Origin of the sequence: Pseudarthrobacter defluvii (assembly GCF_030323865.1) — a bacterium.
GTDB classification, from domain to species: domain Bacteria; phylum Actinomycetota; class Actinomycetes; order Actinomycetales; family Micrococcaceae; genus Arthrobacter; species Arthrobacter sedimenti.
Genome location: NZ_CP066362.1, coordinates 4,013,493 through 4,038,238 on the forward strand (window position 1 = coordinate 4,013,493; position 24,746 = coordinate 4,038,238).

A 24,746-nucleotide genomic window follows, 5' to 3' on the forward strand; every position below is an offset into this window, starting at 1 on the left:
CCGATGACTGCGGAAATCCGACGTCGGTAGCTCAGGGGCTCTTGCCGTGTTTGCGGAGTGAGCATGGTGTGAACAAGCCTCATTCAGCGGCTGCCTCCTTGCGGGAAGCGGTGTCCAGTGTGCCGGGTGGTGTGCCGGGGAACCTGTAGCCTGCGGGGACCAGCGGTAGCTTTTGCCCTTGTTGCCACTATTCCAGCAGGCCTTCTACAGTTAGAACAACAAGCAGGCGCTGGATTAGTCAATCTGACTAATTCCTGCGGCTGGACCAGGCAGGGAGTGATCAAATTGCAGGAACTGGATGCCACTGACAAGCGCATCCTGAATGCCCTGGATGAGGACCCGCGCGTCCCCATCATGGTGTTGGCCCAGAAGCTGGGCCTGGCACGCGGAACGGTGCAGTCACGGATGGAGCGGATGACGGCATCCGGCGCGCTGCGGCCCAACAGCAGCCGCGTGCTGCCCTCGGCCCTGGGCCGGGGTGTTGCCGCAGCGGTGAGCGCGGAGTTGGACCAGAGCCACCTCAACGAGGCCATCGCCGCGCTGCGCAAAATTCCCGAAGTCCTGGAATGCCATGCACCGGCCGGGGACACCGACCTGCTGATACGGGTGGTGGCCAGGAGCCCTGACGACCTTTACCGCGTCTCCGAAGAAATCCGCCTGTGCCCCGGCATCGTCCGGACCTCCACCAGCATGTTCCTGCGCGAAGTCATCCCGTACCGCACCACCGGACTCTTGGACGGATAGTGCTCCCCATCGCCGGCCGGTGGCGGCCCGGCTAGGCTGGCGGGCAGGAACAAACGGGGGGATCATATGGCGGGAAATTTCTACGGGGCAGATGTGGCGCAGCTCCGGCAGCTTGCCAAGGAGCTGACCCGCGGCGCAAACCGGCTCAACGGCCTGGGGCAGCAACTGGGCAGCAGCATCGGCTCAGGACTTTGGAAAGGCAGGGACGGCGACCGGTTCCGCAGTGAGTGGACCTCCTCGCACGCCAAACTGCTAAGGTCTGCAACGTCCGGCCTGGAGGCCGCGGCGAAGGCCCTGCTGGCCAACGCCGACGAACAGGAGAAAGCCAGCAGCAGCGGGTCCGGCGGTGGTGGCGCCGGCGGCCCCGGAACGGGCGGCTCCGGCGGGGGAACCCCCCAGGACCTGACGGATCTGCTGACCTCCATGACACCGGCCGAACGGCGCGCCTACCTGCTTACCGACGAATTCCGCCAGTGGGCCCAGGCCAACCCGGCCGCCGCCAAGAGCGCCATGGATGCGGCCGCGGACTCAGGCTTGATCGGCAAGAACTCCAAGGGCTACCAGGACTTCCTCAATTCCTATTGGAACGGCCAGGCGATGCTGCAGATGGGCATTGATCCGGCGGATTGGGACACCTCCAAAGGCACGGAATACAACTGGGAGACCATCGCCAAGGTCTACGACTTCTACGGCCAGGCGTACCTGTCCAATCCGGATCTGCAGTGGGCGGGCATGGCCAACATGATTGGCCCGTCCTTCGCCGGCGGCTTCCGGGACATGGCGATGCTTCGAGACCTGGCCCAACAGATCACTGACAACCCTGCTTCGGACATACCGCTGCCGGTCTTGGACCAGCTGGAGCAGCTGGCAGGCATGACGGACCAGGAAATCCGGTTCTACGAAACCAGCATGCTGGACATGAACAAGGAGATCTTCCTCGACCAGGGCCGCCAGCACCAGGCGTACATGAGCGGCGGCATCGAGGAGATCAACCGGCTCCGCGACTCGGGTGCCATCGACCAGGGCACTGCTAACGCGTGGGCGCAGATCGACTCCGGCAACCCCGATCTGGTCCGTGAGGGCAACACAACGCTGCTGTACCGCGAGCAAAACGAGATCATCGCGGACGACTATGACAATATGCGCAGCCATCCCGGCGGCGAAGCCGTGACCTATATGGTGACACTTGCCGGCGAACCCTCCATCCCCGGCGCCAGGAGCTACCCCGAAGTCTTTCCCTACACTTTCAGCGTGGAAAGCCCCGGACCGGAGAACATCCCTTTCACTAACTGGGACAACCCGGCACAATTCCGGACCGACTTCACGACGGGCTTCCCGGACGGCAACATCGCGGATGCGGACCAGCGCTGGAACCTCATCAAGCAGGACACCCTGCCGGCCTACCAGCACCTGCTGGCAACGGATCCGGACCGCGCAGCGCAGATCATCGGCTCGGATTTCGACGGCAGGGTGGACCAGTACCGGCCAACCAACAACGTGGCGGGAATCATGGACAGATTCCTTGACGGCTTCGGCGCGGAGGTCCACCAGTGAACCGACTCCCCCGGGCCACCGCCCCGGGGAAGGGCACCGCCGCCGTCATTGGCCTTCTTTTACTCCTTGTCCTGGGCGGCTGCCGGACAGCAGTGCCGGCACCCGCCGAACCAGCCAGCCCCACTTCATCTTCTGCAGGGAGCACAGTGAAAACCTCAGCATTCTCCACCCTCGATGCCGTCGGCGTGGAAAATATCCGCAACAGCAGGACAGCCCGGCTGGACATGAGCTCCGGGCGGCTGGAAAAGGACTCCGTCCGGGTCACACCGGACAGTTACGGGCCCGAGATCAATACCCGCGGCTCGGGCAAGATCAACCTCAGCATCCTGGCCCCCAACGGTGAAATATCCGCCGAGACGGACAGGATCCGATTCAACACCACTGATCAACGAACGGACTTCAGCGAGATCACCTACTTTCTTACTGCCAACTCGCCCGAGGAATTCTTCGGGCTGATCAGGGACGGCGTGCAGCGGTACGGAATATCGGCCGAGTCCGCTGAGGAGTGGATTGAGAGCACCCAACTGGACCCAACATCGAAAAGTGATTTCTCCATCACGCCCGGAACCGGCACAGGACTCACCGTGAACTACGATCTTCGCTTCGACGGCAGCAAGGACACGCAGGTCATCATCGTCCACGTCCTGCCGGCAGCCTGAAGCCCCGCCGCGGCACTGCACCCGCGGGGCTTGGCTCCTACACCGGCGGCCCGGCGTTGGATTTCAAGTTCTTCATGACCAGCGTTGAGGTCAGCCGCTCCACCCCGGGCAGGGATGTCAGCTCCGTGTCGTAAAAGCGCTGGTAGGCCGGCAGGTCTTCCGCGATGATCTTCAGCAGATAGTCCGGGGAGCCGAAGAGCCGCTGCGCCTCAATAATGTTGGGATTATCCGCTACCCGGTTCTCAAAGACCTCCATCGTGGACCTGTCCACCTGGCGCAGCGTGACAAACACGATCGCCTCAAATCCCAGGCCCACGGCAGCGGGGTCGACATCCGCCTTGTATCCCAGGATGACCCCGGACTGCTCCAGTTCCCGCAGCCGCCGGTGGCACGGCGCCACCGTCAAACCCACCTTGGCAGCGAGCGCCGTGGCCGTCATCCGGCCATCCTCCTGCAGGTGGCGCAAAATATTCCTGTCGATGCTGTCGATCACGCAATAAACATATCGCCTGGGCCGCGGGTCAAGCGAAAACCGGACAGCACTTATGGCCTGATTCTCCCTATGGTTGCTCCTGAAAGCCCTTCGACAGGAGAACCGATGAATACCCAGCTGTTCCTGGCCTTTTTGGTGGTGGCCGCGGCGCTTGCCTGCACCCCGGGAGTGGACTGGGCCTACACCATCTCCGCAGGGCTCCGTCAGCGCAGCTTCGTCCCCGCGGTTGCCGGACTCTGCGGCGGTTACGTCCTCCACACAGCCCTGCTGGTGGCCGGGCTCGCGGCGGTGCTGGCCGGCATGCCCGGCCTCCTGGGCTGGATCACTTTGGCCGGAGCTGCGTACCTGTTGTGGCTCGGCGTGGGCACCCTCCGGTCCTGGCGGGGCGCCAGCTTCAGTGCGGATGCCGACGGCGGTTCGGGCACCCAGCTGCGCACCTTCCTGCAGGGCATGGGCACCAGCGGGATCAACCCCAAGGGACTCCTCTTCTACGTAGCCCTCATTCCGCAGTTTGTCAGTGCCGATGCCTCCCTGCCCGTGCCGGTGCAGTCGGGGCTGCTGGGCATGACGTTCGTAGCGCTGGCCGGCCTGGTTTACACGGCAGTAGCCCTGCTGTCACGCACCCTGCTGCAGAGCAGGCCCGGTGCTGCGCGGGCAGTGACCCTCGCCAGCGGCATCATCATGGTGGCGCTGGGAGCCGTGCTCCTCGGCGAACAGGTTGTACCATTCCTGGCCGGGCGGGCTTAGGTGCCGGCCATGCCTGGTTCACAGCGGAATTCCTAGTCGCCGCTGAGTTCCTTCCAGTCCCGCTCCCAGATCCGCCGCATCTCCTCGTCCTTCCGGATGGGCACCGGCGCTTCAAGCTCCCGCTGCGGTTCCGGGTCCGTGCGCCGGCGTCCCCAGTCACGCGGGTTCAGGGACCGGCGGCTTGATTCCAGCACCAACATCGCCCTGTCCGTGAGCGCGTCGTTGCGGAGCGCCAGGTGGGTCTTGCGCCGGCGAAGGACTTCGGCGATCGCCTGGTGCGCAGCATCGAACCGGCCCTCCCGCCGCAGGGCACGGGCCCGGACCAGCAACAGGGCGGCCGAGAGGTCGTCCGCGTTCAGCAGCCCCTCGGTCCAGTCGATTACTGTACGGCTCCGGCCCAAGGTGAGGGCCAGCGAGCAGCGTGCCAAGGCCATAGGGAGCGACGGCGGCAGCCCGGCGAGAGCGTCGAGCGCAGCTTCGGTGCGGCCCGTCTCGCGCAACGAGTGGGCCAAGGCCAGGAACACCGATTCCTCGCTGAACAGGACGGGAATCTCCACCCGCTCGGCGAGTTCGATCCTGGTGACGATGCGGGTGAGGTAGGTGGAGGAGTAACGGTTCGCTTCGTCGTCGTTCCTGGTGGTGAGTCCGCGCTGGAGAAGCTCGGAGGCGCGCAGGTAACCGCCGTGCTTGTAAACCAGCAGTCCCGCCGTCAGGTAGCAGAGCCCGGCCCAACCCGGGTAGGCACGCGCCAGGGTGATTAGGCGCTCCGGTTCCCGGCTGGTGAAGACAGCCTCATGGATCGCCTTGGCCGGCTTGGGCAGCAGCCGCTTGAGCCGCGGCACCTCACCGTCGATGGACAGCAGGGCTGGATTGCGTCCCCCCAAAACTCCGGTGAGCAGGCCCCCTACTCCCCCGGCGAGGTCATGGACTGGAGTGCGCAGGTGGGCCTGCCCGAAAGGAGTGAGGTCGCGGCTGTCCCAGTAGATCGGCGCAGTATCCCCGGAGCTCATCCTTCCATGCTAGCCGCGGGGAGCTTTCGGCTGGCGCGCGCCCCAACGCCCGGACACCGGGGATGTCGCCCAGTGACGGGGCCTTGTCCCACGCCGTATTTTCAGGAAAGGTAGTAAGTACCCTTAGTAATCATCCAGTAAGGAGAAATGCCATGCAGATCGACAAGAACCAGATCCTCGAACTCCTGCGGTCCCAGGGAGACCAGGACAAGGCGTCGCAGGCGGAGTCGGAGCTGCCGGACCAGGTGGACACTGAGCAGCATGCGGGCCTGCTGTCCAAACTGGGCATCAATCCAGCCGACCTGCTGTCGAAGCTTCCCGGCGGGCTGGGGGACAAACTTCCGGGCGGACTGGGCGACAAGCTCGGCGGCTTGGGTCTCTAGATTCAGCCGTTGGCGGCAGCGATCCAAACCCCGATGACCCATGTGCTGGCGGCGAGGCAGGCGAGCCCGAATTCGGCGAGCATGCCAAGGCCGGTGGCCTTGAGCGCCGCCCAGCTGGATCGCGCCGCCGTGGACATGTTCCGCGTGCGGAGGAACTCACTGACCAGCAGACCGGCAGCGAAGCCCACGAAGAGCCCCACAACCGGGATGATGAACATCCCCACCACGCCCGCCACCAGGGCCACAACTATGCTCCGGCTGGGAATGGCGTGCTGCTTCAGCTTCCTCCCCGTGAGGACAGCGCCGGCAGTCATCCCCGCGGCGACGAAGATCATGGCCACCGCGAAGACCACCCATCCGGCAGTCCCGGCGCCGCCCCAGATGGCCCAGGCCAGCAGGCTCACGCCGATCAGGACACTTCCGGGCAGGACCGGGATGATCGTGCCCGCCACCCCCACCAGGATCGCCAGGCCGCACAGGATGGTCACCATGGTCTCGGAGCTCATAGTCCCCAGTCTGTCATGGCCCCCAAGCCGGGCCGCTGCGTAACGCCCAGCTTCTTAAACCACGACGGCGGTGCCTCCTTTCGCGAAGGAGGCACCGCCGTCGTGGTTTCCTGCAGGAAGAAGTCTTACTCGGCTTCCACCGCCGCGGCGACGGCGGCGGTCACGGCTGGGGCAACGCGCGGGTCCAGCGGGCTGGGCACGATGTAGTCAGCCGAAAGGTCCTCGGCCGCGAGCTCGGCGATGGCACGCGCCGCTGCAAGCTTCATGGCAGGGGTGATGCGGCGGGCGCCGGCGTCGAGGGCGCCGCGGAAAATGCCCGGGAAGGCCAGGACGTTGTTGATCTGGTTGGGGAAATCGCTGCGGCCGGTGGCAACCACTGCGGCGTACTTCACGGCCACCTCGGGCAGGACTTCCGGGTCCGGGTTAGACAGCGCGAACACGATGGCGTCCTGGTTCATCGTGGCCAGGTGTGCCTCGTCCAGCTTGGAAGAGGAGACGCCGATGAAGACATCGGCTCCCGCCAGCGCCTCGGCGGGGCCGCCGGAAAGGCCACGGGGGTTGCTGCGGCCGGCGATGTCGGCCTTCTTGCTCGTGGAGTCTGCTGCCAGGTCCGGGCGGCTGCTGTTAATGACACCGCGCGAGTCCAGGAGGACCACATCGCTGATGCCGGCAGCCAACAGGATCTCAGCGACCGCAATGCCCGCTGCGCCAGCACCGGACACCACCACTTTCAGTCCTTCCAGGCCCCGGCCGGTTACCTTCGCGGCGTTGGTCAGGGCGGCGAGGGCCACGACGGCGGTTCCGTGCTGGTCGTCGTGCATGACCGGGCAGTCCAGGGCCTCGATCAGCTTTTCCTCGAGCTCGAAGCAGCGCGGGGCGGAGATGTCCTCAAGATTCACGGCGCCGAAGCTGGGGCGCAGGCGGACCAGGGTTTCCACAATCTCGTCCACGTCGGTAGTGTTGAGGACCAGCGGAATGGAATCCAGGTCGCCAAAAGTCTTGAACAGGGCGGACTTGCCCTCCATAACGGGCAGCGAGGCGCTGGCGCCGATGTTGCCCAGGCCCAGGACGGCGGTGCCGTCGCTGACCACGACCACCAGGCGCTCGGCCCAGGTGAGGGTGCGGGCCAGTTCGGGCTTGGCGTGGATGGCGCGGCTGACCTCTGCCACGCCCGGGGTGTAGGCGATGGACAGGTCCCGCTTGTTGGACAGCGGTGCGGTGGTGCTGATGGACAGCTTGCCGCCCTGGTGGGCTCCGAAGATCTCGTCCTCGGTCAGCGGGGCGGTTGCGGAATCGTCAATGGCAGTGATTGCGTCAATGGACACGTCGTTGTCTCCTGGTGCTCGCCGTGGGCACACGGCACATGGGGCTGGAGCCCGGCCGGGCCCAAGCAGGGAAAGTAGTGCGACAGGAAACCCATGGGTAGCGGGTCCGTGGGAACGCCGGGGATGTTTCCGCCCTGCCGCTCCTGTGCCTCCATGGTAGGCAACCGAAGAAGCAGCTTTAGGGGCCTCTTGACAGCACTGCGAGGAGAAAAAACGTTTAGGCAAGAATTCTATGATCCAGATCACGGCATTATGACGGATTTAATGCTCTTTTGGTCTAGACCAGTTACGCCGATTTGGTCACTGTGAACCTGGAATCCGCCTCCGGAGACAGCCTGCCGCATGCCTTTTTGAGGTCCTCCTCGGCTTCGAAGAGGGAAAGCCGGCGGTTCCGCACGGACTGGACCAGGCCAGTCACGGTCAGCAGGAGGACCCGCGCCCCTACGGCGTCACCGCAGGCAGCGGTAACGAGCTTTTCGCTGAGCGCGTCGATCTCGCGCAGGAGGTCCGTGGTGTCCTTTTCCGGAAGGTACACGCCCCGGCTGAGGCACTGCTCCACCGCGGGCTGCATGACGCGCATGTGGAAGATCTCCATCAGCAGGCCGGAGAGTGCGCGGCCGCGGAAGCGCGGGGAGGAGTTACGGGTTCCTGCCTGCAGCTCGTCCAGCTGCTGCCGGTACAGCGCCAGCATCAGGTGCGTAGGGGATGGAAAGTAGCGGTAGAGGGTGCCCAGCGGCACGTCTGCTTTTTCTGCGACCTGGGAAAGTTCCACGCCGTCGAGTCCCGTGCGGGCGAACCCTGCAGCCGTATCGAGGATCCGCGCATAGCGGAGGCGCTGGCGTGGAGCGGAAGGCCGGGCGGCCATGGGCGGATGGTCTGAAAAAGTCTCGGGCATCAGCATTCCGGGGTTGTGTTTTTGCGACTGCGGCCAGGAGCGCCCCCACTTCCGTACCGCCCTGCAGCCGGTTCAACTATACGGCACAGATCCGTGCCCTAATTAGTCAGCCAGCCTTACTATTGCCTCCAGCAGGGTCAGTTGACGCCCTTGATTTTCACCACGAAGACGGCGCCCAGCAGCCCAATGACGGCTGCCGTAAGGAACAGTGTGCGGTAGCCGCCCCCGTAGGTCACGGCCAGCAGTGCCAGCGCCGGGGCGACCACCTGCGGCAGGGAATTGGCCACGTTGATCACCCCCATATCCTTGCCGCGGCTGACGGCGAAGGGCAGGACCTGGGTGAGCAGGGCGAAGTCCACGGCCAGGTACGCCCCGAAGCCGATACCCAGCACGGCAGCGCCGGCCAAGGCGCCGGGCCACACGGGGAAGAACGCCATGATGGCACCGGCCATGGCAATAGTGGCGGAGGAACCGATAACGAAGGGCTTTCGCCTTCCCATCCGGTCGCTCCACGGCCCCGCCAGCACTGCGGTGATCATCACCATCACGGCATAGATCCCCGTCAGGACCAGCACGCCGGCGGCCGGATCCTCGTGCCCGATCACGTCCCGCAGGAAGAAGAGCAGGTAGACGATGGTCAGCTGGTTGCCCACATTCACCAGGAACCGGGTCAGCCAGGCCCACGCGAAGTCCGGGTAGCACCGGGGGCTGATCCAGAAGCCACGGAGAAACCCGCCGGGCCGGAAGCGGCCGGCAGCATCCTTTGGCAGTGCGGGGTCGTTCCGGTGGAACAGGTATGGCAGCACGGACAGCAGCAGCGCCCCTGCACACAGCCAGTAGCCCACCATGAAGTTGCCGGATACCACGGCACCGAAGACGGCCCCGGTGAGGATTCCCAGTGTCTGGCCCATGGCCGCGAGCCCGCCCACTCCCCCGCGCTGGACCACCGGCACCCGGTCCGGCACTGCGGCGGTGATGGCGGCGTAGGCGGCGTTTGCGCCGAGCTGCACCAGGCACCAGAACAGCACCATGAGCGCCACGGCGCCCGAGAAGGACATGGCCAGCAGCGCCGCGGTGGCCAGCACTGCTCCGGCCAGCACCCACGGCGAGCGCCGGCCAAAACGGGAAGTGGTCCGGTCCGAGAGCGCGCCGAAGAGCGGGTTGGCCACCAGGGAGACCGCCGCACCGCAGGCCGTGACCAGCGAGAGGATGGCCTCCTTGCCGGGCGCGTCGATGGTGATTGCCTGCTGGCCGATGAACACGTTGATGGGGCCGAAGAACGCGGCGTTGATGCCTACGTTGACCAGCACCAGGCCGGTGACCCAGCGGGCGGTGACCTCGTGCACCGGTTCGGAGAGCGCCGCCGTCGTACTGACACCTTCGGAGGTGCCGCCCGGCGGCACGGGCGTGTGGAACGGACTCATTGGCTTGGCTCCCCCTGGTGCGGCCGGTTGGCGGTGGGATCAGACTATCGTGGGCGGTAGCTGGCCGCCCGGGTATTTGGCGGCCCATTGCCCAACGAACAAAATTGCCAGGAAAAAGGAGAACCAGATGAGCGCACCCACCCCGGCAGAAGGCACAGCGGTAAACACGGCGGACCTTTACGACGAGCGCGGCGACGAACTGGTGTCCGTCTCCCTGCAGTTCCAGTCCCTGGGCGGCCGCTCGCACTTCAGCGGCCCGGTCCGTACCATCCGCTGCTTCCAGGACAACGCCCTGGTGAAGTCGACGCTCAATTCTCCGGGCAACGGGGCTGTGCTGGTGGTGGACGGCGGCGGCTCGCTGGGCACGGCGCTGATGGGGGACATGATCGCCGAAAGCGCGGTGGCGAACGGCTGGGCCGGCGTCGTCATCAACGGGGCCATCCGGGACCGGGTGGCGATTGGGCAGCTGGACCTGGGTGTCAAGGCACTCGGCAGCAACCCGCGGAAGAGCCTGAAGGCCGGCGCCGGCGAGGTGGATGTGGACGTAGTGATCGACGGCGTGACCTTCCGTCCCGGAGCCACCGTCTGGTGCGACCCGGATGGCATCCTTGTGGAGCCGTAAAGCGAAAAGTCTCCAAGGCGGGGAATAGAAAGAGCAGGTAAGATAGTTACTGAAAGCAACTATCGCTGCTTATATCCTTTTCTTTCCCTTGGAGCACCCATGTCCAAATCCACGGCCGCGCCCGGCGCCGGAGAAGCCCTGACGCAACGCCAGATCGTCACCGTAATGGTGGGCCTGATGCTGGGCATGTTCCTGGCATCCCTTGACCAGACCATCGTCTCCACGTCGATTTACACCATTGCCAATGACCTGGACGGGCTCTCCCTGCAGGCATGGGCCACCACGGCGTACCTGATCACCTCCACCGTCAGCACCCCTCTGTACGGCAAGCTAAGCGACATCTTTGGCCGCCGCCCGCTGTACCTGACCGCGATCGCCGTCTTCCTGGCGGGCTCCATCTACGCCGGGTCCGTGCACTCGATGACCGAGCTTGCCATTGCCCGCGGCATCCAGGGCCTGGGTGCCGGCGGCCTGCTGGCCCTGGCGCTGACCATCATCGGGGACATCGTCTCCCTGAAGGACCGCGCCAAGTACCAGGGCTACTTCATGTCCGTCTTCGGCATCTCCTCGGTCCTGGGTCCCGTGGTGGGCGGCGCCTTCGCCGGCTCCGCCAACATCCTGGGCTTCGACGGCTGGCGCTGGGTCTTCTTCATCAACGTGCCCATCGGCCTCGCCGCCCTGGTGGTGGTGTTCCTGTTCCTGCACCTGCCGGCCAGGCACCTCAAGCAGAAGATCGACTACTGGGGCGCCGCCGCCATCACCGTGGCCATCGTTCCGCTCCTGCTGGTGGCCGAACAGGGCCGTTCCTGGGGCTGGACCTCCACCAACTCCTTCCTCTGCTACGGCGTTGGCGTGCTGGGCATCGTGTGGTTCCTGCTGGCAGAAAAGCGCGCCGGCGACTACGCCCTGATCCCGCTGCGGCTCTTCCACAACATCACGTTCGGGCTGTCCTCGCTGCTGAACTTCATCATCGGCATCGGCATGTTCGGTGCCATCGCCATGCTCCCGATGTACCTGCAGCTGGTGAAGGGCCTGACCCCCACCGAAGCCGGCCTGATGATGATCACGTTCACCATCGGCATCCTGTTCGGCTCCATCACCGCCGGCCGCACCATCTCGGCCTCCGGCACGTTCCGGATCTTCCCCATCATGGGCACCGGCATCCTGACCGCCGCAGCCCTGGTGATGGGTTCGGTATTGAAAGTGGACACCGAACTGTGGGTTCCCGGCCTCATCGCGGTGTTCTTCGGCGCCGGCCTGGGATTCTGCATGCAGCCGCTCACCCTGGCCATGCAGACTTCGGTGCCGCCGCGGGACATGGGCGTGGGAACCTCCTCCGCCGCCTTCTTCCGCTCCATGGGCGGCGCCGTGGGCACAGCCGTCTTCATCTCCATGCTGTTCAGCCTGGCAGCTGACAAGATTGCCGAAGGAATGAAGGCCGCTGCCAGCGACCCCGCCTACCTGGCCGTCCTCAAGGACCCGGCGGTGGCCTCGGACCCCGCCAACGCCAAGCTGTACGACTTCTTCAAGAACGGCGCCTCCAACGATTCGCTGAACGACACGAGCTGGCTGCACACCGCCAACAGCACGTTGACCCGGCCCATTACCGAAGGATTCGCCACGTCCATCGACACGGTAATGCTGACGGCCGCAGCACTGACGGGCCTGGCGTTCCTCATCAGTTTCGCCCTGCCGCGGAAGAAGCTGACCGACCAGAAGGCATCTCCGCAGGACAAGGACAACATGCAGATCCCGGCGCACTAGCAGGGCAGCGTGGAGGAGGCGACGACGGCGGCACGGACCGCCGTCGTCGCCTTCTTTCTTGGCGCGCAGCAGAGCGCCCGCGCAGCCGCTCGAGTGGATCAGGGAGCCATGGCATGGAACACTGGCGGAAGCGCACCGGCGACGTAACCGGTTCTGCAGCCGACGACGGCCGCACCGCTTCCACCCATTCCAGAACCCAGGGAGAACCATGCCCACTGCACAGGAGCAGACCAATACCGGGATACCGCGGCGGGTGATCTGGCTGGCGCTTGCGGGGGCGGTGGGCGGATTCCTCTTCGGGTTCGATTCGTCCGTGGTCAACGGTGCCGTGGACGCACTGAAGGAAGAATTCGCACTGTCCGAGGCCGTGACCGGATTCGCCGTGGCCGTCGCCCTGCTGGGCTGCGCGGCGGGCGCCTTCCTGGCGGGCAGGGTAGCGGACCGCCACGGCCGTATCCCGGCCATGAAGCTGGGCGCACTCCTCTTCCTGGTCAGCGCCCTGGGAACCGGCTTCGCGTTCGGCGTGTGGGACCTGGTGTTCTGGCGCCTGGTGGGCGGGCTGGGCATCGGCCTGGCCTCCGTCATCGCCCCCGCCTACATCTCCGAGATTTCACCCCGGAAGGTCCGCGGCCGCCTGGCCTCGCTGCAGCAACTGGCCATCACCACCGGCATCTTCGCCGCCCTGCTGTCGGACGCGGTCCTGGCCACCACCGCGGGCGGCGCGGACCAGAACTTCTGGCTGGGCATTGAAGCGTGGCGCTGGATGTTCCTTGCCGCCGCGGTGCCCGCCGTCGTCTACGGCTGGATCGCCTTCACCCTGCCCGAATCCCCGCGGTTCCTGGTGTTCAAGGGCAAGGAGGACGAGGCCCGGAAGGTGTTCGCCTCCATCGCCCCGGCGGAGGACACGGACCGGCACATCCGCGACATTCAGGAAGCCATCGAGGAGGACAAGCTCGCCGGCCAGAAGGGCTCCCTGCGCGGCAAGACCCTGGGCCTGCAGGCCGTGGTCTGGGTGGGCATCATCCTGTCCGTGCTGCAGCAGTTCGTGGGCATCAACGTGATCTTCTACTACTCCACCACTCTGTGGAAGGCTGTGGGCTTCCAGGAGAAGGACTCCCTGGCCATCTCGGTGGCAACTTCCGTGACCAACATCCTGGTTACCCTGGTGGCCATTGCCCTGGTGGACCGCGTTGGCCGCCGCCCCATCCTCCTGACCGGATCGGTGGGCATGGCAGTGTCCCTGGGTGCAATGGCCTTGGCATTCTCTTCGGCAACCGGCAGCGGCGAGGACATCAGCCTGCCCGGCGCCTGGGGTCCCGTTGCCCTGGTGGCCGCCAACGTCTTCGTGATCAGCTTCGGCGCCTCCTGGGGCCCGCTGGTATGGGTTCTCCTGGGCGAGATCTTCCCGTCCAGGATCCGTGCCCGCGCCCTTGGCCTGGCCGCGGCTGCCCAGTGGGTGGCCAACTTCGTGATCACCCTCAGCTTCCCGGTGATGGCAGCCGCGTCCTTGCCGCTGACGTACGCCATGTATGCCCTGTTCGCGGCCGCGTCCTTCTTCTTCGTCATGTTCAAGGTGCCGGAGACCAACGGGATGTCGCTGGAGCAGGCGGAGACACTCTTCGTGCCAAAGGGGTCGGCCAAGGCCAAGTAACGCCCCATCACCTTTCGCAGGGAAACAACAAACCCTCCATCACACGCCATGTGATGGAGGGTTTGTTGTTTGACCAGCAGTGCTTAGACCACGTGCGGTTCGTGCGAGGACAGGTACTTGCGTCCGCCGAACGCGATCAGGATGGCGATCACCATGGCCACGGCGCCGGCGAAGAACGGAACCTGCGGGCCAAAGTGTTCACCGAGCTGCGCCGCCAGGAACGGTGCCAGGGCGCCGCCCATCCAGCGGACAAAGTTGTAGCCGGAGGATGCCACGGGCCGGGGCGAATCGGAGACGCCCATGGCCAGTTCGGTGTAGATGGTGTTGTTGACGCCCAGCAGCGCACCGGCAACGATGACCAGGACGACGACGGCAGGAACCGAGTGCCCGGCGGCCAGTCCCAGCCCGCCCAGGTCCAGCATGAGCAGGAACAGCGTCCCGGTCAGGACCTTCACGGCGCCGAAGCGGTTCTGCAGGGGCGGTGCCACAAACACGGAGAACACGGCCACGGCCACACCCCAGCCGAAGAAGACGCCGCCAATTCCGTACGCGTTCATGCCCAGGATGAACGGGGTGAAAGCCAGGATGGTGAAGAAGCCGTAGTTGTAGAACAAGCCGCTTGCCGCCGTCGTGCGCAGTCCCTTGTGGCCCAGCGCCAGCAGCGGGTCCCGCAGCCGGACCTTGCGTTCGGGCAGCGGCGTCTTGGGCAGCAGGGCGATCAGGGCGATGAAGGCGGCGGCCATGAGGACGGCGGTGCCGAAGAAGGGGGCACGCCACTGCCAGCCGCCCAGGAGGGCGCCAAGGAGCGGGCCGAGGGAGATGCCCAGGCCCAGGGCGGCTTCGTAGAGGATGATGGCGGTTCCGGCGCCGCCGCTGGCGACGCCCACGATCACGGCGAGGGCGGTGGCCACAAACAGGGCGTTGCCCAGCCCCCAGCCGGCGCGGAAGCCCACGAGTTCACCGACGCTGGCGGACAGGCCGGAGAGCGAGGAGAAGACGACGATGACGGCCAGGCCGATCAGCAGCGTCTTTTTGCCGCCGATCCGGGAGGAGACGAATCCCGTGATCAGCATGGCCAGCGCCGTGACCAGGAAGTAGCTGGTGAACAGCAGGGACACCTGGCTGGGGGTGGCGTTCAGGTTGGTGGCGATGGCGGGGAGGATGGGGTCCACCAGGCCGATGCCCATGAAGGCAAACACGGCGGCCAGGGCGGTGGCCCAGACTGCCTTTGGCTGCTTCAGGAATGAGGCTTTTTCAGCCTGCAGGGTTGATTCTGGTGCTTGCAGGGATTCTGCGAGCTGGCCGTCCATGGAGGGTGCTCCTAAAGTTTCGTACTAATCGGTTCAGTTCTGGAGGGATGCGTTGATCTTGTCGATGACCGGCAGGGCTTCGGCCAGGGCCTTACGGTCCTGATCGGTGAGGGTGCTGAGGATTTCGGCCATCACCTGGTTGCGGCGCTTGTTGGCGGAGTCGACGGCGGCGCGGCCTTCCTCAGTCAGGATCACGCGGACCGCACGGGAGTCCGCCGGGTCCGGCTCGCGGCGGGCCAGGCCCGCGCGCTCAAGCTTGATGATCTGTTCAGTGGCGCTGGGCACGCGGACTCCGAGGTTTCGGGCGATCTCGCCCACACGCTGGCCTTCGCCGAGCATCATCTTGAGGGTGCTGAGCTGGGCGGCGCTGAGTTCACCGTCAGCGTCCAGGCGCCGAACCAGGTAGATACTGTGGCGGAGGGCTTCGCGGAACCCGCTGGCAAGCTCCTGCAGCTGGGCATCGTTCGTATTCATCGTTAGGTAGCCTAACATTTAGGGTACCTAACGGTCAAGGCCTAGAGTGTCAACTTCATCCCGACGTGGCTGGCCTCGAAGCTCAGCTGCTCATAGAACCGGTGGGCCGCCGTGCGGCTCTTGTGGGTGGTCAGCTGCATCAGCTGGCAGCCACGGCTTCGGGACTCCTGGACAGCCCATCCCACCATCAGCTTGCCGATGCCCTGCCCCCGAAGGGACGCCGCCACCCGGACGCCCTCAAGCTGCGAGCGCCAGGCTCCCTGCCGGGAGATGCCGGGGAGGAAACTCAGCTGGAAGGTGGCAACGATCGATCCCGTCTCCTGGCCCGAACGCACCAGCTCGCCCACCGCCAGCAGGTGGGCGGGATCGGCGTCGATCGCGTCGAAAGCCTGCTCATACGGTTCCAGGTCCCCGGCGGTTTCGCGGCCCGCACCCAGGGCGTCGTCCGCCAGCAACCGGACCAGGGCAGGCAGGTCTGCCCGGGTGGCGTGGCGGAGGCGGAACGTCCCGCCGTCGACGTCGGCAGTGAACAAAGCAGCAGCTTGTTTGGAAGTCACCCGCCCAGCTTGGCACAGCAAAACCACGACGCCGGCACTTTTGAAAGTGCCGGCGTCGTGGTTTGTGCAGTACGTCGGTCAGTCCGAAAGGCGGACCAGGTCAGGCGGGGGTGCGGGCCATCTCCGCCTGCCGCTCCTCCACGAGGGTGGCCACGGCGTTGAACAGCGGGTGCTCCGGCTCAAGCCCCGTGATCCTGGCGGTGGCATCGGCGGGGCTGGCGGATCCCAGGATGGACGCCAGCTCGGTGGCTTCCGCATCGGCGGGATCGTTGAACCGCAGCGCGGCCGCAATCGCGCCCAGCAGGGCCTCCGGCACAACGCCGCGTTCGGCAAGTTCCGCGGCAGGGCCGATGAACCGTTCGTGCCTGCTTAGCTTCCGCAGCGGAGCCCGGCCCACCCGGTTGACCGTGTCCGGCAGGTACGGGTTGGAGAACCTGACCAGGATTTTCTGGACATATGCCTCCTGTTCGTCGTTGCTGAACCCGTGCTTGGCCACCAGCAGCTGCTTGGTTTCCTCCAGCACCGCGCGCACGTCCTCGGCCACGTCCTGGTCCGCCATGGCGTCGGAGATTTTCTCCAGGCCTGCTTCGAATCCGAAGTAGGCAGCAGAGGCGTGCCCGGTGTTCACGGTGAACAGCTTCCGCTCGATGTAAGGCGAAAGGTCGTCCACGAACGTGGCACCGGGGATCACGGGTGCGGAATCACCGAAGGCGGTGCGGTCGATGACCCACTCGTAGAAGGTCTCCACGGTGACGTCCAGGCCCTGCCCGGCCTCCTGGTTGGGCACGATCCGGTCCACGGCCGTGTTGGCGAACACCGCCTTCCCGTCCAGCACCGCGGCGGTGACGCCCGGCTGGGAGGCCACCTCCTTGGCCAGGATGTCCGTGGCGTTGATGGCGTTCTCGCAGGCCATCACCTGCAGCGGTGCCAGGCCCGGCTCCCGCGCAACGATGCCCTTGGCGATCACCGGCGCCACGAACTTCAGGATGTGCGGACCCACCGCGGTGGTGACGATGTCCGCCGTCGAGATTTCCTGGACCAGTTCCGTTTCCTGGGCGTTGGAGTTCAGGGCACGGAAGTTGTCCACGGTGCGCACGGCGGAGTTCTCCCCCACCTCGTGCACCGCGTAGCTGTCCGCCTCCTTGAGCCGGTTGATCAGTTCCTCGGCGACGTCAGCGAACACCACTTCATAGCTGGCATCGTGCAGGAGCAGGCCCACGAAGCCGCGGCCGATGTTGCCGGCACCAAAATGTACTGCCTTCACTATGCGTTGACCTTTCCGAAGAGGTCCAGGATTTCATCCTGTGAGGTGGCGGCCTCCAGGCGGGCCACCTGCTCCTTGTTGGTGAAGACCTTGGCGATGGAGGACAGGATGTGCAGGTGCTCGTTGTTGATGCCGGCCACGCCCACCACGAACTTCACCTGCTTGCCGTTCCAGTCGATGCCCTCCGGGTAGCGGATGACGGACACTGCCGACTTGCGGATGTGGTCCTTGGCGGCGTTGGTGCCGTGCGGGATGGCCAGGAAGCTGCCCATGTAGGTGGACACCGATTCCTCGCGTTCGTGCATGGCAGCTATGTAGCCCTCGTCCACGGCCCCGCGGGCCAGCAGCAACCGGCCGGCCTCGTCGATGGCGGCGTCGCGGGTGGTGGCCGTTCCGGTCAGAATGACGCTTTCGCGGGCCAGGATGTCCGCGGAGCCGTTGGCGGAGGCACCGGCGGCAGGGGCTGCGTCGACCGGGGCGTCGGCGGCGTGTGCACCGTGGGTGGTGCCGGCGCCGGCCGCGGCCGCCGTTGCGGGCCCGGAGGCGGAGGCACCGCCGGGCGTACCTGCTCCCGCGTCCGGCCCCTCGGTCGCCGCAGCACCTTCAGTATTGCTCTCGCGGACCAGGTCAACGATCTCGTCGTAACGGGGGCTGTTCATGAAGTTGTCCACCGAGTAGTGCATGGCGCTGGAGGTGACCGGTTTGGCGCGTTCGGTCAGGTCCTGGTGGGTGACCACAACGTCGTAGGTGTCGCTGAGGTTGGCAATGGAGGCGTTGGTGACCTTGACGTCCGGGAAGCCGGCCGCCTTGATCTTGTTCCGCAGCACCGAGGCGCCCATGGCACTGGAGCCCATGCCGGCGTCGCACGCGAACACGATGTTCCGCACGGGACCCGCCAGGACGCCCACTCCGCCGCGGCCTGCCGCTGCGCCAGCAGCGGTTCCGGCACCGGCACCGGTCAGATGGGAGGACACGGAGCTCTTCTTGCCCTTCATTTCCTCCATGCGGGCGGTGGCATCGCCCAGGTCTGCCTCATCGCTGTGCTTGGTGGTCTTCAGGATGACCGAGGACACCAGGAAGGAGACGGCCGCGGCGAGCACTACGGAGAGGATCACGCCGAAGTAGCTGTCGCGGGAGGTCTGCGCCAGCACGGCGAAAATGGAGCCAGGGGCGGCAGGCGCCACCAGGCCGGAGTTCGTGACGGCAAGGGTGGCGATGCCGGTCATGCCGCCCGCGATGGTACCCAGGATCAGCAGCGGCCGCATCAGGACGTACGGGAAGTAGATCTCGTGGATGCCGCCGAGGAACTGGATGATGGCTGCGCCGGGAGCCGATGCCTTGGCGGCGCCGCGGCCGAAGAATGTGTACGCGAGCAGGAGGCCCAGGCCGGGGCCGGGGTTGGCTTCCAGCAGGAACAGGATGGACTTGCCCTGCTCCAGCGACTGCTGCACGCCCAGCGGGGTGAGCACGCCGTGGTTGATGGCGTTGTTGAGGAACAGGACCTTGGCCGGTTCGATGAAGATGCTGGTCAGCGGCAGGAGGCCGTTGTGCACCAGGAACTGGACGAAGTTGCCCGCGGCGGTGCTGAAGGCGGTGACCAGGGGCGATATGCCGTAGAACCCCAGCAACGCCAACAGGGCGCCCCAGATGCCGGCGGAGAAGTTGTTCACCAGCATCTCGAAGCCGGGCCGGATCTTGCCGTCCCAGATCGAGTCAATCTTCTTCATGGTCCAGCCGCCCAGGGGGCCCATGATCATGGCGCCGATGAACATCGGGATGCCGGCCCCCACGATCACGCCCATGGTGCCGATGGCGCCCACCACGCCGCCGCGGACGTCGTAGACCATCTTGCCGCCGGTGTAGCCGATCAGCAGCGGCAGGAGGTAGGTGATCATGGGGCCTACCAGGCCGATGTTCGGCTTCCCGTCGGTCTCACCGAAACCACCCAGTTGCGGAACGGGCAGCCACCCCTTCTCGATGAAGAGGGCGGTGATGATGCCCCAGGCGATGAACGCACCGATGTTGGGCATGATCATGCCGGACAGGAATGTCCCGAACTTTTGGACGTGCACGCGCGCGCTGGTGCGGGGTTTTGCAACTGTCTCTGTTGCCATGTGATTTCCTAACCGTCATTCCTGCTGCTCCGCAGGATGGTCCGATGATTACGACGACGTACTGCTGGGTATTACCGGTTTGTGGGGCTAACCTGCCGGGCTGGTGGAGATCCGGTGGAGCCATTCGAGGAAGAGCTTGAGTTCCGAGCTGGAAAGCTGGTCAGAGTGCGAAGCCTGAAGTGCGGCGTTCAGGGCGATCGCTGCCACCACCACCGAGGACTTTCCGGTGCCGCCCGGGGCCGGCCCGCTGGCGGGCTCGGCGGACACCGCAAAGATCATGGCGTCCCGGGTCATGGTGGACAATTCAAGGTTGCGTTCGGTGGCGGGCTCCGCAATCAGCATGAGCGTCACGCCCACGTTGGCCGCCAGGATGGACCTGGCCGCTTCCCTGGGCTGGACGTTCAGCTGGCCCGCCGCCGCTGCCTTGTTCAGCATCTCCTCCATCAGCGCTTCGGCGTCCGCCACAATGGCAGGCCGGCTTTCCGGGCGGATGTTGCCGAACATCACCAGGTACAGCTCGGGCTGGTTGAGTCCGAACTGGACATGGTTGTCCCACATTCTCCGGATGTCCTCAAGCGGCTGTCCGGAGGGGGCGAAATCCCTTTCGCCCGCGACATATTCTTCAAACCCTGCGGCGACGACGGCGTCAAACAGACCTTCCTTGTCACCGAAGTGGTGGTACAGCGTGGGAGCCGAAACCCCTGCCAGCTGGGTGATCTGGCGGGTGGAGACCGGAGCTCCCGCGGAATTTGCCAGCAGTTCCGCGGCAGCACGAAGCAGCCGCATTTTGGGGGGAAGCTGGCCATCCAAACTCATAACCGCTACCCTAGCACCTATAGCGTTGCTATATGAACTGAATCACATACAATTTTTTCAGGCACGTTTCCTGCCCCTGGACGTAGCAGTCCTCCGGCCGGACCCGGCACGGCGCCGGAGCACTTGGCGGGCCTGTCTACCGGCAGAGAATGAGGACCTTCAGTGCAGAACTTCCCAGGAGTAGGCGTCAGCCCAGGCCGCGTCATCGGTGCCATCCGGCAGATGCCCAAGCCGATCAGCGAGCCTCCCGCCGGTGAACAGCTGGCCCCGGGCACCACTGCCGAAGAAGCCACCGCGGCGCTGAAGGCAGCGTCGCAGGCCGTGCACGACGAACTGAAGGACCGTGCCGCCCACGCCACCGGTGACGGCAAGGCCGTCCTGGAGGCGACGGCCCTGATGGCCAAGGACACCATGCTGATCAAGGGCGCCGCCAAGCTGGTGGCCCGCGGCGTCTCTGCCGAACGCGCCATTTGGGAATCCGGCTCCTCCGTGTCGGAAATGCTGCACAACCTGGGGGGCTACATGGCCGAACGCGCCACGGACGTCCTGGATGTGCGCGCCCGGATCGTCGCCGAGCTGCGGGGCGTGCCCGCGCCCGGCATCCCCGCCTCCAACACCCCGTTCGTCCTGGTGGCAGAGGACCTGGCCCCCGCGGACACCGCGACGCTTGACCCCAACAAGGTACTGGCACTCGTCACCGCGGGCGGCGGCCCGCAGTCCCACACCGCCATCATCGCCCGCTCCCTCGGCCTGCCGGCCGTGGTGGCCGCCGTGGGCGTTGACGAACTTCCGGACGGCACCGAGGTGTACGTGGACGGCGCGGCCGGCAGCATCACTGCGGAACCGGACGAGACCCTCCGCGCCACGGCGGAAGCGTGGGCCGCCACGGCCTCCCTCCTGGCCGAGTTCACCGGCACGGGCGCGACGGCGGACGGCCACGAAGTGCCGCTGCTGGCCAATGTGGGCGGCGGCAAGGACGCTGAAGCAGCCGCCAAGCTGGGAGCCCAGGGCGTGGGGCTCTTCCGCACCGAATTCTGCTTCCTGGAACGGGACACCGAACCCAGCGTCGAGGAACAGGCCGCAGCCTACAAGAGCGTCTTCGACGCCTTCCCCGGCAAGAAGGTGGTCCTGCGGACGCTGGACGCCGGCGCCGACAAGCCGCTGCCCTTCCTGACCGACTCCACCGAGCCCAACCCTGCCTTGGGCGTCCGCGGCTACCGCACCGACTTCACCACCCCCGGCGTGCTGGACCGTCAGCTGGAGGCCATCGCCCTGGCCCAGCAGCAGTCCCAGGCAGACGTCTGGGTCATGGCCCCCATGATTTCAACGGCGGAAGAGGCTGCCCGCTTCGCTTCCATGTGCGCCGACGCCGGCATCAAGACGCCAGGCGTAATGGTGGAGGTTCCATCCGCGGCCCTCACCGCAGAAGCCATCCTCCGCGAAGTCGGGTTCGCCAGCCTGGGCACCAACGACCTCACCCAGTACGCCATGGCCGCCGACCGCCAGCTCGGCCCGCTGGCCAACCTGAACACCCCGTGGCAGCCAGCGGTCCTGCGCCTCGTTGGACTGACCGTCGAAGGCTCCCGGGCGGAAGGCCACAACAAGCCCGTGGGCGTCTGTGGTGAGGCCGCAGCCGATCCCGCCCTCGCCGTCGTCCTCACCGGCCTTGGCGTCACCACCCTCTCCATGACGGCCCGGTCGCTGGCCGCCGTGGCAGCGGTCCTGAAGACGGTCACCCTGTCCGAGGCGCAGGAACTGGCCAAGCTGGCCCTGTCCGCGCCGAGCGCCACCGAGGCACGGGCCTGGGTCCGGGAGAAGCTGCCGGTCCTGGAGGAACTGGGGCTCTGACGCCTCCTCCACGTCTCCGGCAGGCCGGCTGCGGCCGGGATAGGCTACGTGCATGGCACTGATAGCCCCCCGCGTCACGGCCGGCCTGCCCGCCGGCGACGCGCGCAGCCTCACGCGCGCCCTTAAGGACAGCAATGACATCACCGTGTTCGTGGACGGGACCGTCCACCGCCTCCCCGGGGAGGCGAGGGACGCCGTCGTCGACCTCCTTGCACGGCTCAGCCGCGGTGAAACGGTGACGGTAAGCAGCGTGGAGGAAATGCTCACCACCTCGCAGGCCGCCGAGCTGGCAGGGATCTCGCACACCTACCTGCGCAACATGACGGACCGGGGCGAGATACCGGTGGAATACCGCGGCTCACACCGCCGCATCAGGACGGCCGACATCATGACCTGGCTCGAAAAGCAGAAGCTTGCGGAACAAAAGCATGCCGAACAGAAGCGCAAGCCAGGCAAAGACGCCGGGGACGACGCCGGCACGGAGGAATAGTGCGTACCCCATCGGCGTGGGCGCGAGGGCGGAAGGACGGTGCGCTTCGCTCAGCCGACGTGGAAGCGAACGGTTTCACGGGGCGCATCCTTTGGGCTGACGGAACTCCTGCCCCGGGTCCGGATGCTGCGGCCCGCCCGGCAGCACCCGCCTACATCCTGATCCACGGCATCGGTGTATCGCACCGCTACCTGCGTCGGCTGCACGGTGAGCTTGCCGCCGTCGCCCCCACCTATTCGCTGGACCTTCCAGGCTTTGCCGCAACCCCCAAGCCCGGCAGGCAGCTGTCCGCAGCGGACTACGGAGCCTTCATCGCGCAGGCGCTGAAGGCGAGCGGTATCGGCCCGTACATCCTGGTGGGGCATTCCATGGGCGTGCAGTTCGCCATCGAGGCTGCGCTGTACGCTCCGGGGCAGGCGCAACGGGTGGTGTTGATGGGCCCGGTGGTGGACTCGCGGCACCGCAGCGTCCGGCGGCAGGGCCTGGCCTTGTTCCTTGATGCGCTGCTCCGCGAAAACGCGTCCTCCAACTGGCTGGTTTTCTCGGACTACTTCCGCTGCGGCCCCCGCTGGTACTTCACCGAGCTCCCCGTGATGATGTCTTACCCCACCGAGTCACGGCTGGCAGGAGTCAACGTCCCCGTCCTGGTGCTGCGCGGCAACCATGACCAAGTGGCCGGCGCCGACTGGTCGCTCCGGCTCTCACAGGTGGTGCCGCAGGGAAGCTTCGTGGAAATTGCCCGGGCAGGGCACGTGGCACAGCACCTGCGCCCGCGGGAGGTGGCGGCCGCGATCAGATCCTGGGCCGTGCCGCCCACCGGCGCATCTTGAGCGCGGCGTGCAGTTCCAGCCGGGGAAGCCCCTTCAGGGGGTCCACGCCCAACAGCTGGCGGATCCGGCCCAGCCTGTTATAGATACTGCTCCGGTGCAGGTGGAGCTTGCCAGCCACGTCCTGGACTGATCCGTCGTTGTCGTAGAGCAGCTCCAGCACGGGGATGAGCTCGCCGTTGCGGTCGTGGTCCTCGAGCATTCGGAAGTAGACCGACCAGGAATCCGCCCAGGCCCCCACCCCTCCCCCGGCCGATGCGAGCAGCTGGTACACGCCAGTGGACCTGCAATCCACCAGCTCGCCCAACTGCGGATCCACCGCCGCCGCCTGGGCCGCCACCCTGGATTGCCGGTATGCCTCCGCGAGCTGCCTGGTCCTGGCGAAGCCCTCGCTGATGCCCAGGATGATCCGGTGGACCGGGCGGCCGGAGCGCTTGGCCAGCTCCAGCTGGTAGTGCACCAGGACCTGGGCGTGGTTGGCGCGGCCGGTCGATTCGCGGAACAGCACCACGGAATGGGTCTCCGTGCCGGCACTGAAGAGGGCGGCGTCCATGCCCACCGTTGCCTGGAGGGCGGTGGACCGGTGGATTAGGGTCGAGGCGATGGGGTCCGGGCCGCTGGCCCAGCCGTCGGCGTCCAGTACCGTGACCATCTGCCACGGCCCGCGGCCCTGGACTTCCTTCCAGCCTGCCACTGCCGCCACCGCGTTGGGTTCTCCCGAACAGGCCAGCAGGAACTCACGCTCACGGCTGCGGCGGAATTCGGATTCGGCGGTATTGGAGTCGAGGAGGAGGCCGGACAGCAGCTCCAGCTCGTGGTTGACGCCCGGCAGCTGGGTGAGGATCGCCGTCGGGCTTTCCTCCGCCGAGTCCTGCTGTACCCACAGGTACCCCACGCGGAAACCCCGGACCATCAGCGGGACGCAGACACGGCCCAGCATGCCCAGGTCCGGGTTGGCGGGAACCACGACGGGCCGCACGGCGGTGGCGATACCGTGCGAGAGCTGCCACGCGCTCACGTCCGCCGGGACCTTCTTGCTCAGCAGGAAGTTGACCCGCACCCGGTCGGCATGGGACTGGTTGGAGCTGTAGGCAAGCAGCAGGCCGTCCAGGTCCTCGAGGGACAGGCCCCGGCCCAGCTTCTGCGCCACCTGTTCGACGAGCTGTTCCACACCCTGCTGCTGCATGGGCCAACAGTACTGCCCCGGCGGCCCTGCGGACGAACGGACACGAGGCGACACCTGACGCTTCAGGACTCGACACATGTCGA

At 66.2% G+C, this 24,746-nt stretch carries 24 protein-coding genes; 11 read left to right on the plus strand and 13 right to left on the minus strand.

Going from position 1 to position 24,746, the window contains the following annotated elements:
- Window positions 1–276: 276 nt before the first annotated feature.
- From JCQ34_RS18625 to JCQ34_RS18635, 3 genes are all read left to right on the plus strand, one after another.
- A complete protein-coding gene (locus tag JCQ34_RS18625) occupies window positions 277–744 on the plus strand; it encodes an Lrp/AsnC family transcriptional regulator (protein ID WP_376978061.1) in 468 nt (155 codons plus the stop codon).
- A gap of 66 nt (window positions 745–810) precedes the next feature.
- Window positions 811–2,298 carry a WXG100 family type VII secretion target gene (locus JCQ34_RS18630; RefSeq protein ID WP_286400315.1) on the plus strand — a complete coding sequence of 496 codons (1,488 nt, stop codon included), beginning with the start codon at window positions 811–813 and terminating at the stop codon, window positions 2,296–2,298.
- A 146-nt stretch (window positions 2,299–2,444) separates the two neighbouring features.
- Complete coding sequence (locus tag JCQ34_RS18635) at window positions 2,445–2,957, plus strand: hypothetical protein (RefSeq protein WP_350310799.1); 513 nt, start codon at window positions 2,445–2,447, stop codon at window positions 2,955–2,957.
- A 37-nt stretch (window positions 2,958–2,994) separates the two neighbouring features.
- Here JCQ34_RS18635 and JCQ34_RS18640 read toward each other — a convergent pair whose 3' ends face one another.
- Window positions 2,995–3,450: an Lrp/AsnC family transcriptional regulator gene (locus tag JCQ34_RS18640; RefSeq protein WP_286400317.1), complete on the minus strand. Its 456-nt coding sequence runs from the start codon at window positions 3,448–3,450 to the stop codon at window positions 2,995–2,997.
- A gap of 105 nt (window positions 3,451–3,555) precedes the next feature.
- Between JCQ34_RS18640 and JCQ34_RS18645 the strand changes: the two genes are divergently transcribed.
- Window positions 3,556–4,197: a LysE family translocator gene (locus tag JCQ34_RS18645; protein WP_286400319.1), complete on the plus strand. Its 642-nt coding sequence runs from the start codon at window positions 3,556–3,558 to the stop codon at window positions 4,195–4,197.
- 32 nt (window positions 4,198–4,229) lie between these two features.
- On the opposite strand, the gene JCQ34_RS18650 is transcribed toward JCQ34_RS18645, so the two are convergent.
- Window positions 4,230–5,207, minus strand: coding sequence for a hypothetical protein (locus JCQ34_RS18650; protein ID WP_286400320.1), 978 nt, complete (start codon window positions 5,205–5,207; stop codon window positions 4,230–4,232).
- 152 nt (window positions 5,208–5,359) lie between these two features.
- Between JCQ34_RS18650 and JCQ34_RS18655 the strand changes: the two genes are divergently transcribed.
- A complete protein-coding gene (locus JCQ34_RS18655; RefSeq protein ID WP_142132234.1) occupies window positions 5,360–5,590 on the plus strand; it encodes a hypothetical protein in 231 nt (76 codons plus the stop codon).
- Between the two features lie 2 nt (window positions 5,591–5,592).
- Here the strand turns inward: JCQ34_RS18655 and JCQ34_RS18660 are convergent, their stop codons facing one another.
- From JCQ34_RS18660 to JCQ34_RS18675, 4 genes are all read right to left on the minus strand, one after another.
- Window positions 5,593–6,096: a DUF456 domain-containing protein gene (locus tag JCQ34_RS18660; protein WP_286400323.1), complete on the minus strand. Its 504-nt coding sequence runs from the start codon at window positions 6,094–6,096 to the stop codon at window positions 5,593–5,595.
- A gap of 125 nt (window positions 6,097–6,221) precedes the next feature.
- Window positions 6,222–7,421: an NAD(P)-dependent malic enzyme gene (locus JCQ34_RS18665; RefSeq protein ID WP_286400326.1), complete on the minus strand. Its 1,200-nt coding sequence runs from the start codon at window positions 7,419–7,421 to the stop codon at window positions 6,222–6,224.
- 286 nt (window positions 7,422–7,707) lie between these two features.
- Window positions 7,708–8,316, minus strand: a complete 609-nt coding sequence (locus tag JCQ34_RS18670; protein ID WP_286400327.1) for a TetR/AcrR family transcriptional regulator — start codon at window positions 8,314–8,316, stop codon at window positions 7,708–7,710.
- Window positions 8,317–8,453: 137 nt separating this feature from the next.
- The gene (locus JCQ34_RS18675) at window positions 8,454–9,740 is read right to left on the minus strand and encodes an MFS transporter (RefSeq protein WP_286400330.1); all 1,287 of its coding nucleotides are present in this window, start codon (window positions 9,738–9,740) and stop codon (window positions 8,454–8,456) included.
- Between the two features lie 127 nt (window positions 9,741–9,867).
- Here JCQ34_RS18675 and rraA point away from each other — a divergent pair, with 127 nt between their 5' ends.
- The 3 genes from rraA to JCQ34_RS18690 all read left to right on the plus strand — a co-directional run bounded on the left by rraA (window position 9,868) and on the right by JCQ34_RS18690 (window position 13,777).
- A complete protein-coding gene (gene rraA, locus JCQ34_RS18680; protein ID WP_286400331.1) occupies window positions 9,868–10,362 on the plus strand; it encodes a ribonuclease E activity regulator RraA in 495 nt (164 codons plus the stop codon).
- 99 nt (window positions 10,363–10,461) lie between these two features.
- Complete coding sequence (locus JCQ34_RS18685; RefSeq protein WP_286400333.1) at window positions 10,462–12,126, plus strand: MDR family MFS transporter; 1,665 nt, start codon at window positions 10,462–10,464, stop codon at window positions 12,124–12,126.
- Window positions 12,127–12,334: 208 nt separating this feature from the next.
- Window positions 12,335–13,777 (plus strand): sugar porter family MFS transporter, encoded by a 1,443-nt coding sequence (locus JCQ34_RS18690; RefSeq protein WP_286400335.1) that lies wholly within the window; start codon window positions 12,335–12,337, stop codon window positions 13,775–13,777.
- A gap of 83 nt (window positions 13,778–13,860) precedes the next feature.
- Here JCQ34_RS18690 and JCQ34_RS18695 read toward each other — a convergent pair whose 3' ends face one another.
- The 6 genes from JCQ34_RS18695 to JCQ34_RS18720 form a co-directional block, all read right to left on the minus strand.
- Complete coding sequence (locus JCQ34_RS18695; RefSeq protein WP_286400337.1) at window positions 13,861–15,087, minus strand: MFS transporter; 1,227 nt, start codon at window positions 15,085–15,087, stop codon at window positions 13,861–13,863.
- A gap of 33 nt (window positions 15,088–15,120) precedes the next feature.
- Window positions 15,121–15,561 (minus strand): MarR family winged helix-turn-helix transcriptional regulator, encoded by a 441-nt coding sequence (locus tag JCQ34_RS18700; RefSeq protein WP_286400339.1) that lies wholly within the window; start codon window positions 15,559–15,561, stop codon window positions 15,121–15,123.
- A 41-nt stretch (window positions 15,562–15,602) separates the two neighbouring features.
- The gene (locus JCQ34_RS18705) at window positions 15,603–16,094 is read right to left on the minus strand and encodes a GNAT family N-acetyltransferase (protein WP_286404674.1); all 492 of its coding nucleotides are present in this window, start codon (window positions 16,092–16,094) and stop codon (window positions 15,603–15,605) included.
- 124 nt (window positions 16,095–16,218) lie between these two features.
- Window positions 16,219–17,382: a mannitol-1-phosphate 5-dehydrogenase gene (locus JCQ34_RS18710; RefSeq protein WP_286400340.1), complete on the minus strand. Its 1,164-nt coding sequence runs from the start codon at window positions 17,380–17,382 to the stop codon at window positions 16,219–16,221.
- A complete protein-coding gene (locus JCQ34_RS18715) occupies window positions 17,382–19,496 on the minus strand; it encodes a PTS mannitol transporter subunit IICBA (RefSeq protein WP_286400341.1) in 2,115 nt (704 codons plus the stop codon). Before JCQ34_RS18715 ends, JCQ34_RS18710 begins: the two co-directional genes overlap by 1 nt.
- A gap of 87 nt (window positions 19,497–19,583) precedes the next feature.
- A complete protein-coding gene (locus JCQ34_RS18720) occupies window positions 19,584–20,312 on the minus strand; it encodes a TetR/AcrR family transcriptional regulator (RefSeq protein ID WP_159629673.1) in 729 nt (242 codons plus the stop codon).
- A gap of 162 nt (window positions 20,313–20,474) precedes the next feature.
- On the opposite strand from JCQ34_RS18720, the gene ptsP reads away from it, so the two are divergent.
- The 3 genes from ptsP to JCQ34_RS18735 are packed head-to-tail and all read left to right on the plus strand — an operon-like array spanning window position 20,475 to window position 23,480.
- On the plus strand, window positions 20,475–22,160 hold the full coding sequence (ptsP, locus tag JCQ34_RS18725; RefSeq protein WP_286400344.1) for a phosphoenolpyruvate--protein phosphotransferase: 1,686 nt from the start codon (window positions 20,475–20,477) through the stop codon (window positions 22,158–22,160).
- A 52-nt stretch (window positions 22,161–22,212) separates the two neighbouring features.
- Window positions 22,213–22,650: a helix-turn-helix domain-containing protein gene (locus tag JCQ34_RS18730; protein ID WP_286400346.1), complete on the plus strand. Its 438-nt coding sequence runs from the start codon at window positions 22,213–22,215 to the stop codon at window positions 22,648–22,650.
- Complete coding sequence (locus JCQ34_RS18735; protein ID WP_286400347.1) at window positions 22,650–23,480, plus strand: alpha/beta fold hydrolase; 831 nt, start codon at window positions 22,650–22,652, stop codon at window positions 23,478–23,480. The genes JCQ34_RS18730 and JCQ34_RS18735 overlap by 1 nt, the downstream gene beginning before the upstream one ends.
- Here JCQ34_RS18735 and JCQ34_RS18740 read toward each other — a convergent pair.
- Complete coding sequence (locus JCQ34_RS18740; protein WP_286400349.1) at window positions 23,443–24,663, minus strand: PucR family transcriptional regulator; 1,221 nt, start codon at window positions 24,661–24,663, stop codon at window positions 23,443–23,445. The two genes, JCQ34_RS18735 and JCQ34_RS18740, sit on opposite strands and share 38 nt — an antisense overlap.
- Between the last annotated feature and the right edge of the window lie 83 nt (window positions 24,664–24,746).

What these genes read in the sequence shown, in the direction of transcription:
- JCQ34_RS18630 (WP_286400315.1), top strand. Translation starts at nt 811, where the DNA reads ATGGCGGGAAATTTCTACGGGGCAGATGTGGCGCAGCTCCGGCAGCTT.
- JCQ34_RS18645 (WP_286400319.1), top strand. Translation starts at nt 3,556, where the DNA reads ATGAATACCCAGCTGTTCCTGGCCTTTTTGGTGGTGGCCGCGGCGCTT.
- JCQ34_RS18650 (WP_286400320.1), bottom strand. Translation starts at nt 5,207, where the DNA reads ATGAGCTCCGGGGATACTGCGCCGATCTACTGGGACAGCCGCGACCTC.
- JCQ34_RS18655 (WP_142132234.1), top strand. Translation starts at nt 5,360, where the DNA reads ATGCAGATCGACAAGAACCAGATCCTCGAACTCCTGCGGTCCCAGGGA.
- JCQ34_RS18660 (WP_286400323.1), bottom strand. Translation starts at nt 6,096, where the DNA reads ATGAGCTCCGAGACCATGGTGACCATCCTGTGCGGCCTGGCGATCCTG.
- JCQ34_RS18670 (WP_286400327.1), bottom strand. Translation starts at nt 8,316, where the DNA reads ATGCCCGAGACTTTTTCAGACCATCCGCCCATGGCCGCCCGGCCTTCC.
- JCQ34_RS18675 (WP_286400330.1), bottom strand. Translation starts at nt 9,740, where the DNA reads ATGAGTCCGTTCCACACGCCCGTGCCGCCGGGCGGCACCTCCGAAGGT.
- rraA (WP_286400331.1), top strand. Translation starts at nt 9,868, where the DNA reads ATGAGCGCACCCACCCCGGCAGAAGGCACAGCGGTAAACACGGCGGAC.
- JCQ34_RS18685 (WP_286400333.1), top strand. Translation starts at nt 10,462, where the DNA reads ATGTCCAAATCCACGGCCGCGCCCGGCGCCGGAGAAGCCCTGACGCAA.
- JCQ34_RS18690 (WP_286400335.1), top strand. Translation starts at nt 12,335, where the DNA reads ATGCCCACTGCACAGGAGCAGACCAATACCGGGATACCGCGGCGGGTG.
- JCQ34_RS18695 (WP_286400337.1), bottom strand. Translation starts at nt 15,087, where the DNA reads ATGGACGGCCAGCTCGCAGAATCCCTGCAAGCACCAGAATCAACCCTG.
- JCQ34_RS18700 (WP_286400339.1), bottom strand. Translation starts at nt 15,561, where the DNA reads ATGAATACGAACGATGCCCAGCTGCAGGAGCTTGCCAGCGGGTTCCGC.
- JCQ34_RS18715 (WP_286400341.1), bottom strand. Translation starts at nt 19,496, where the DNA reads ATGGCAACAGAGACAGTTGCAAAACCCCGCACCAGCGCGCGCGTGCAC.
- JCQ34_RS18720 (WP_159629673.1), bottom strand. Translation starts at nt 20,312, where the DNA reads ATGAGTTTGGATGGCCAGCTTCCCCCCAAAATGCGGCTGCTTCGTGCT.
- JCQ34_RS18730 (WP_286400346.1), top strand. Translation starts at nt 22,213, where the DNA reads ATGGCACTGATAGCCCCCCGCGTCACGGCCGGCCTGCCCGCCGGCGAC.
- JCQ34_RS18740 (WP_286400349.1), bottom strand. Translation starts at nt 24,663, where the DNA reads ATGCAGCAGCAGGGTGTGGAACAGCTCGTCGAACAGGTGGCGCAGAAG.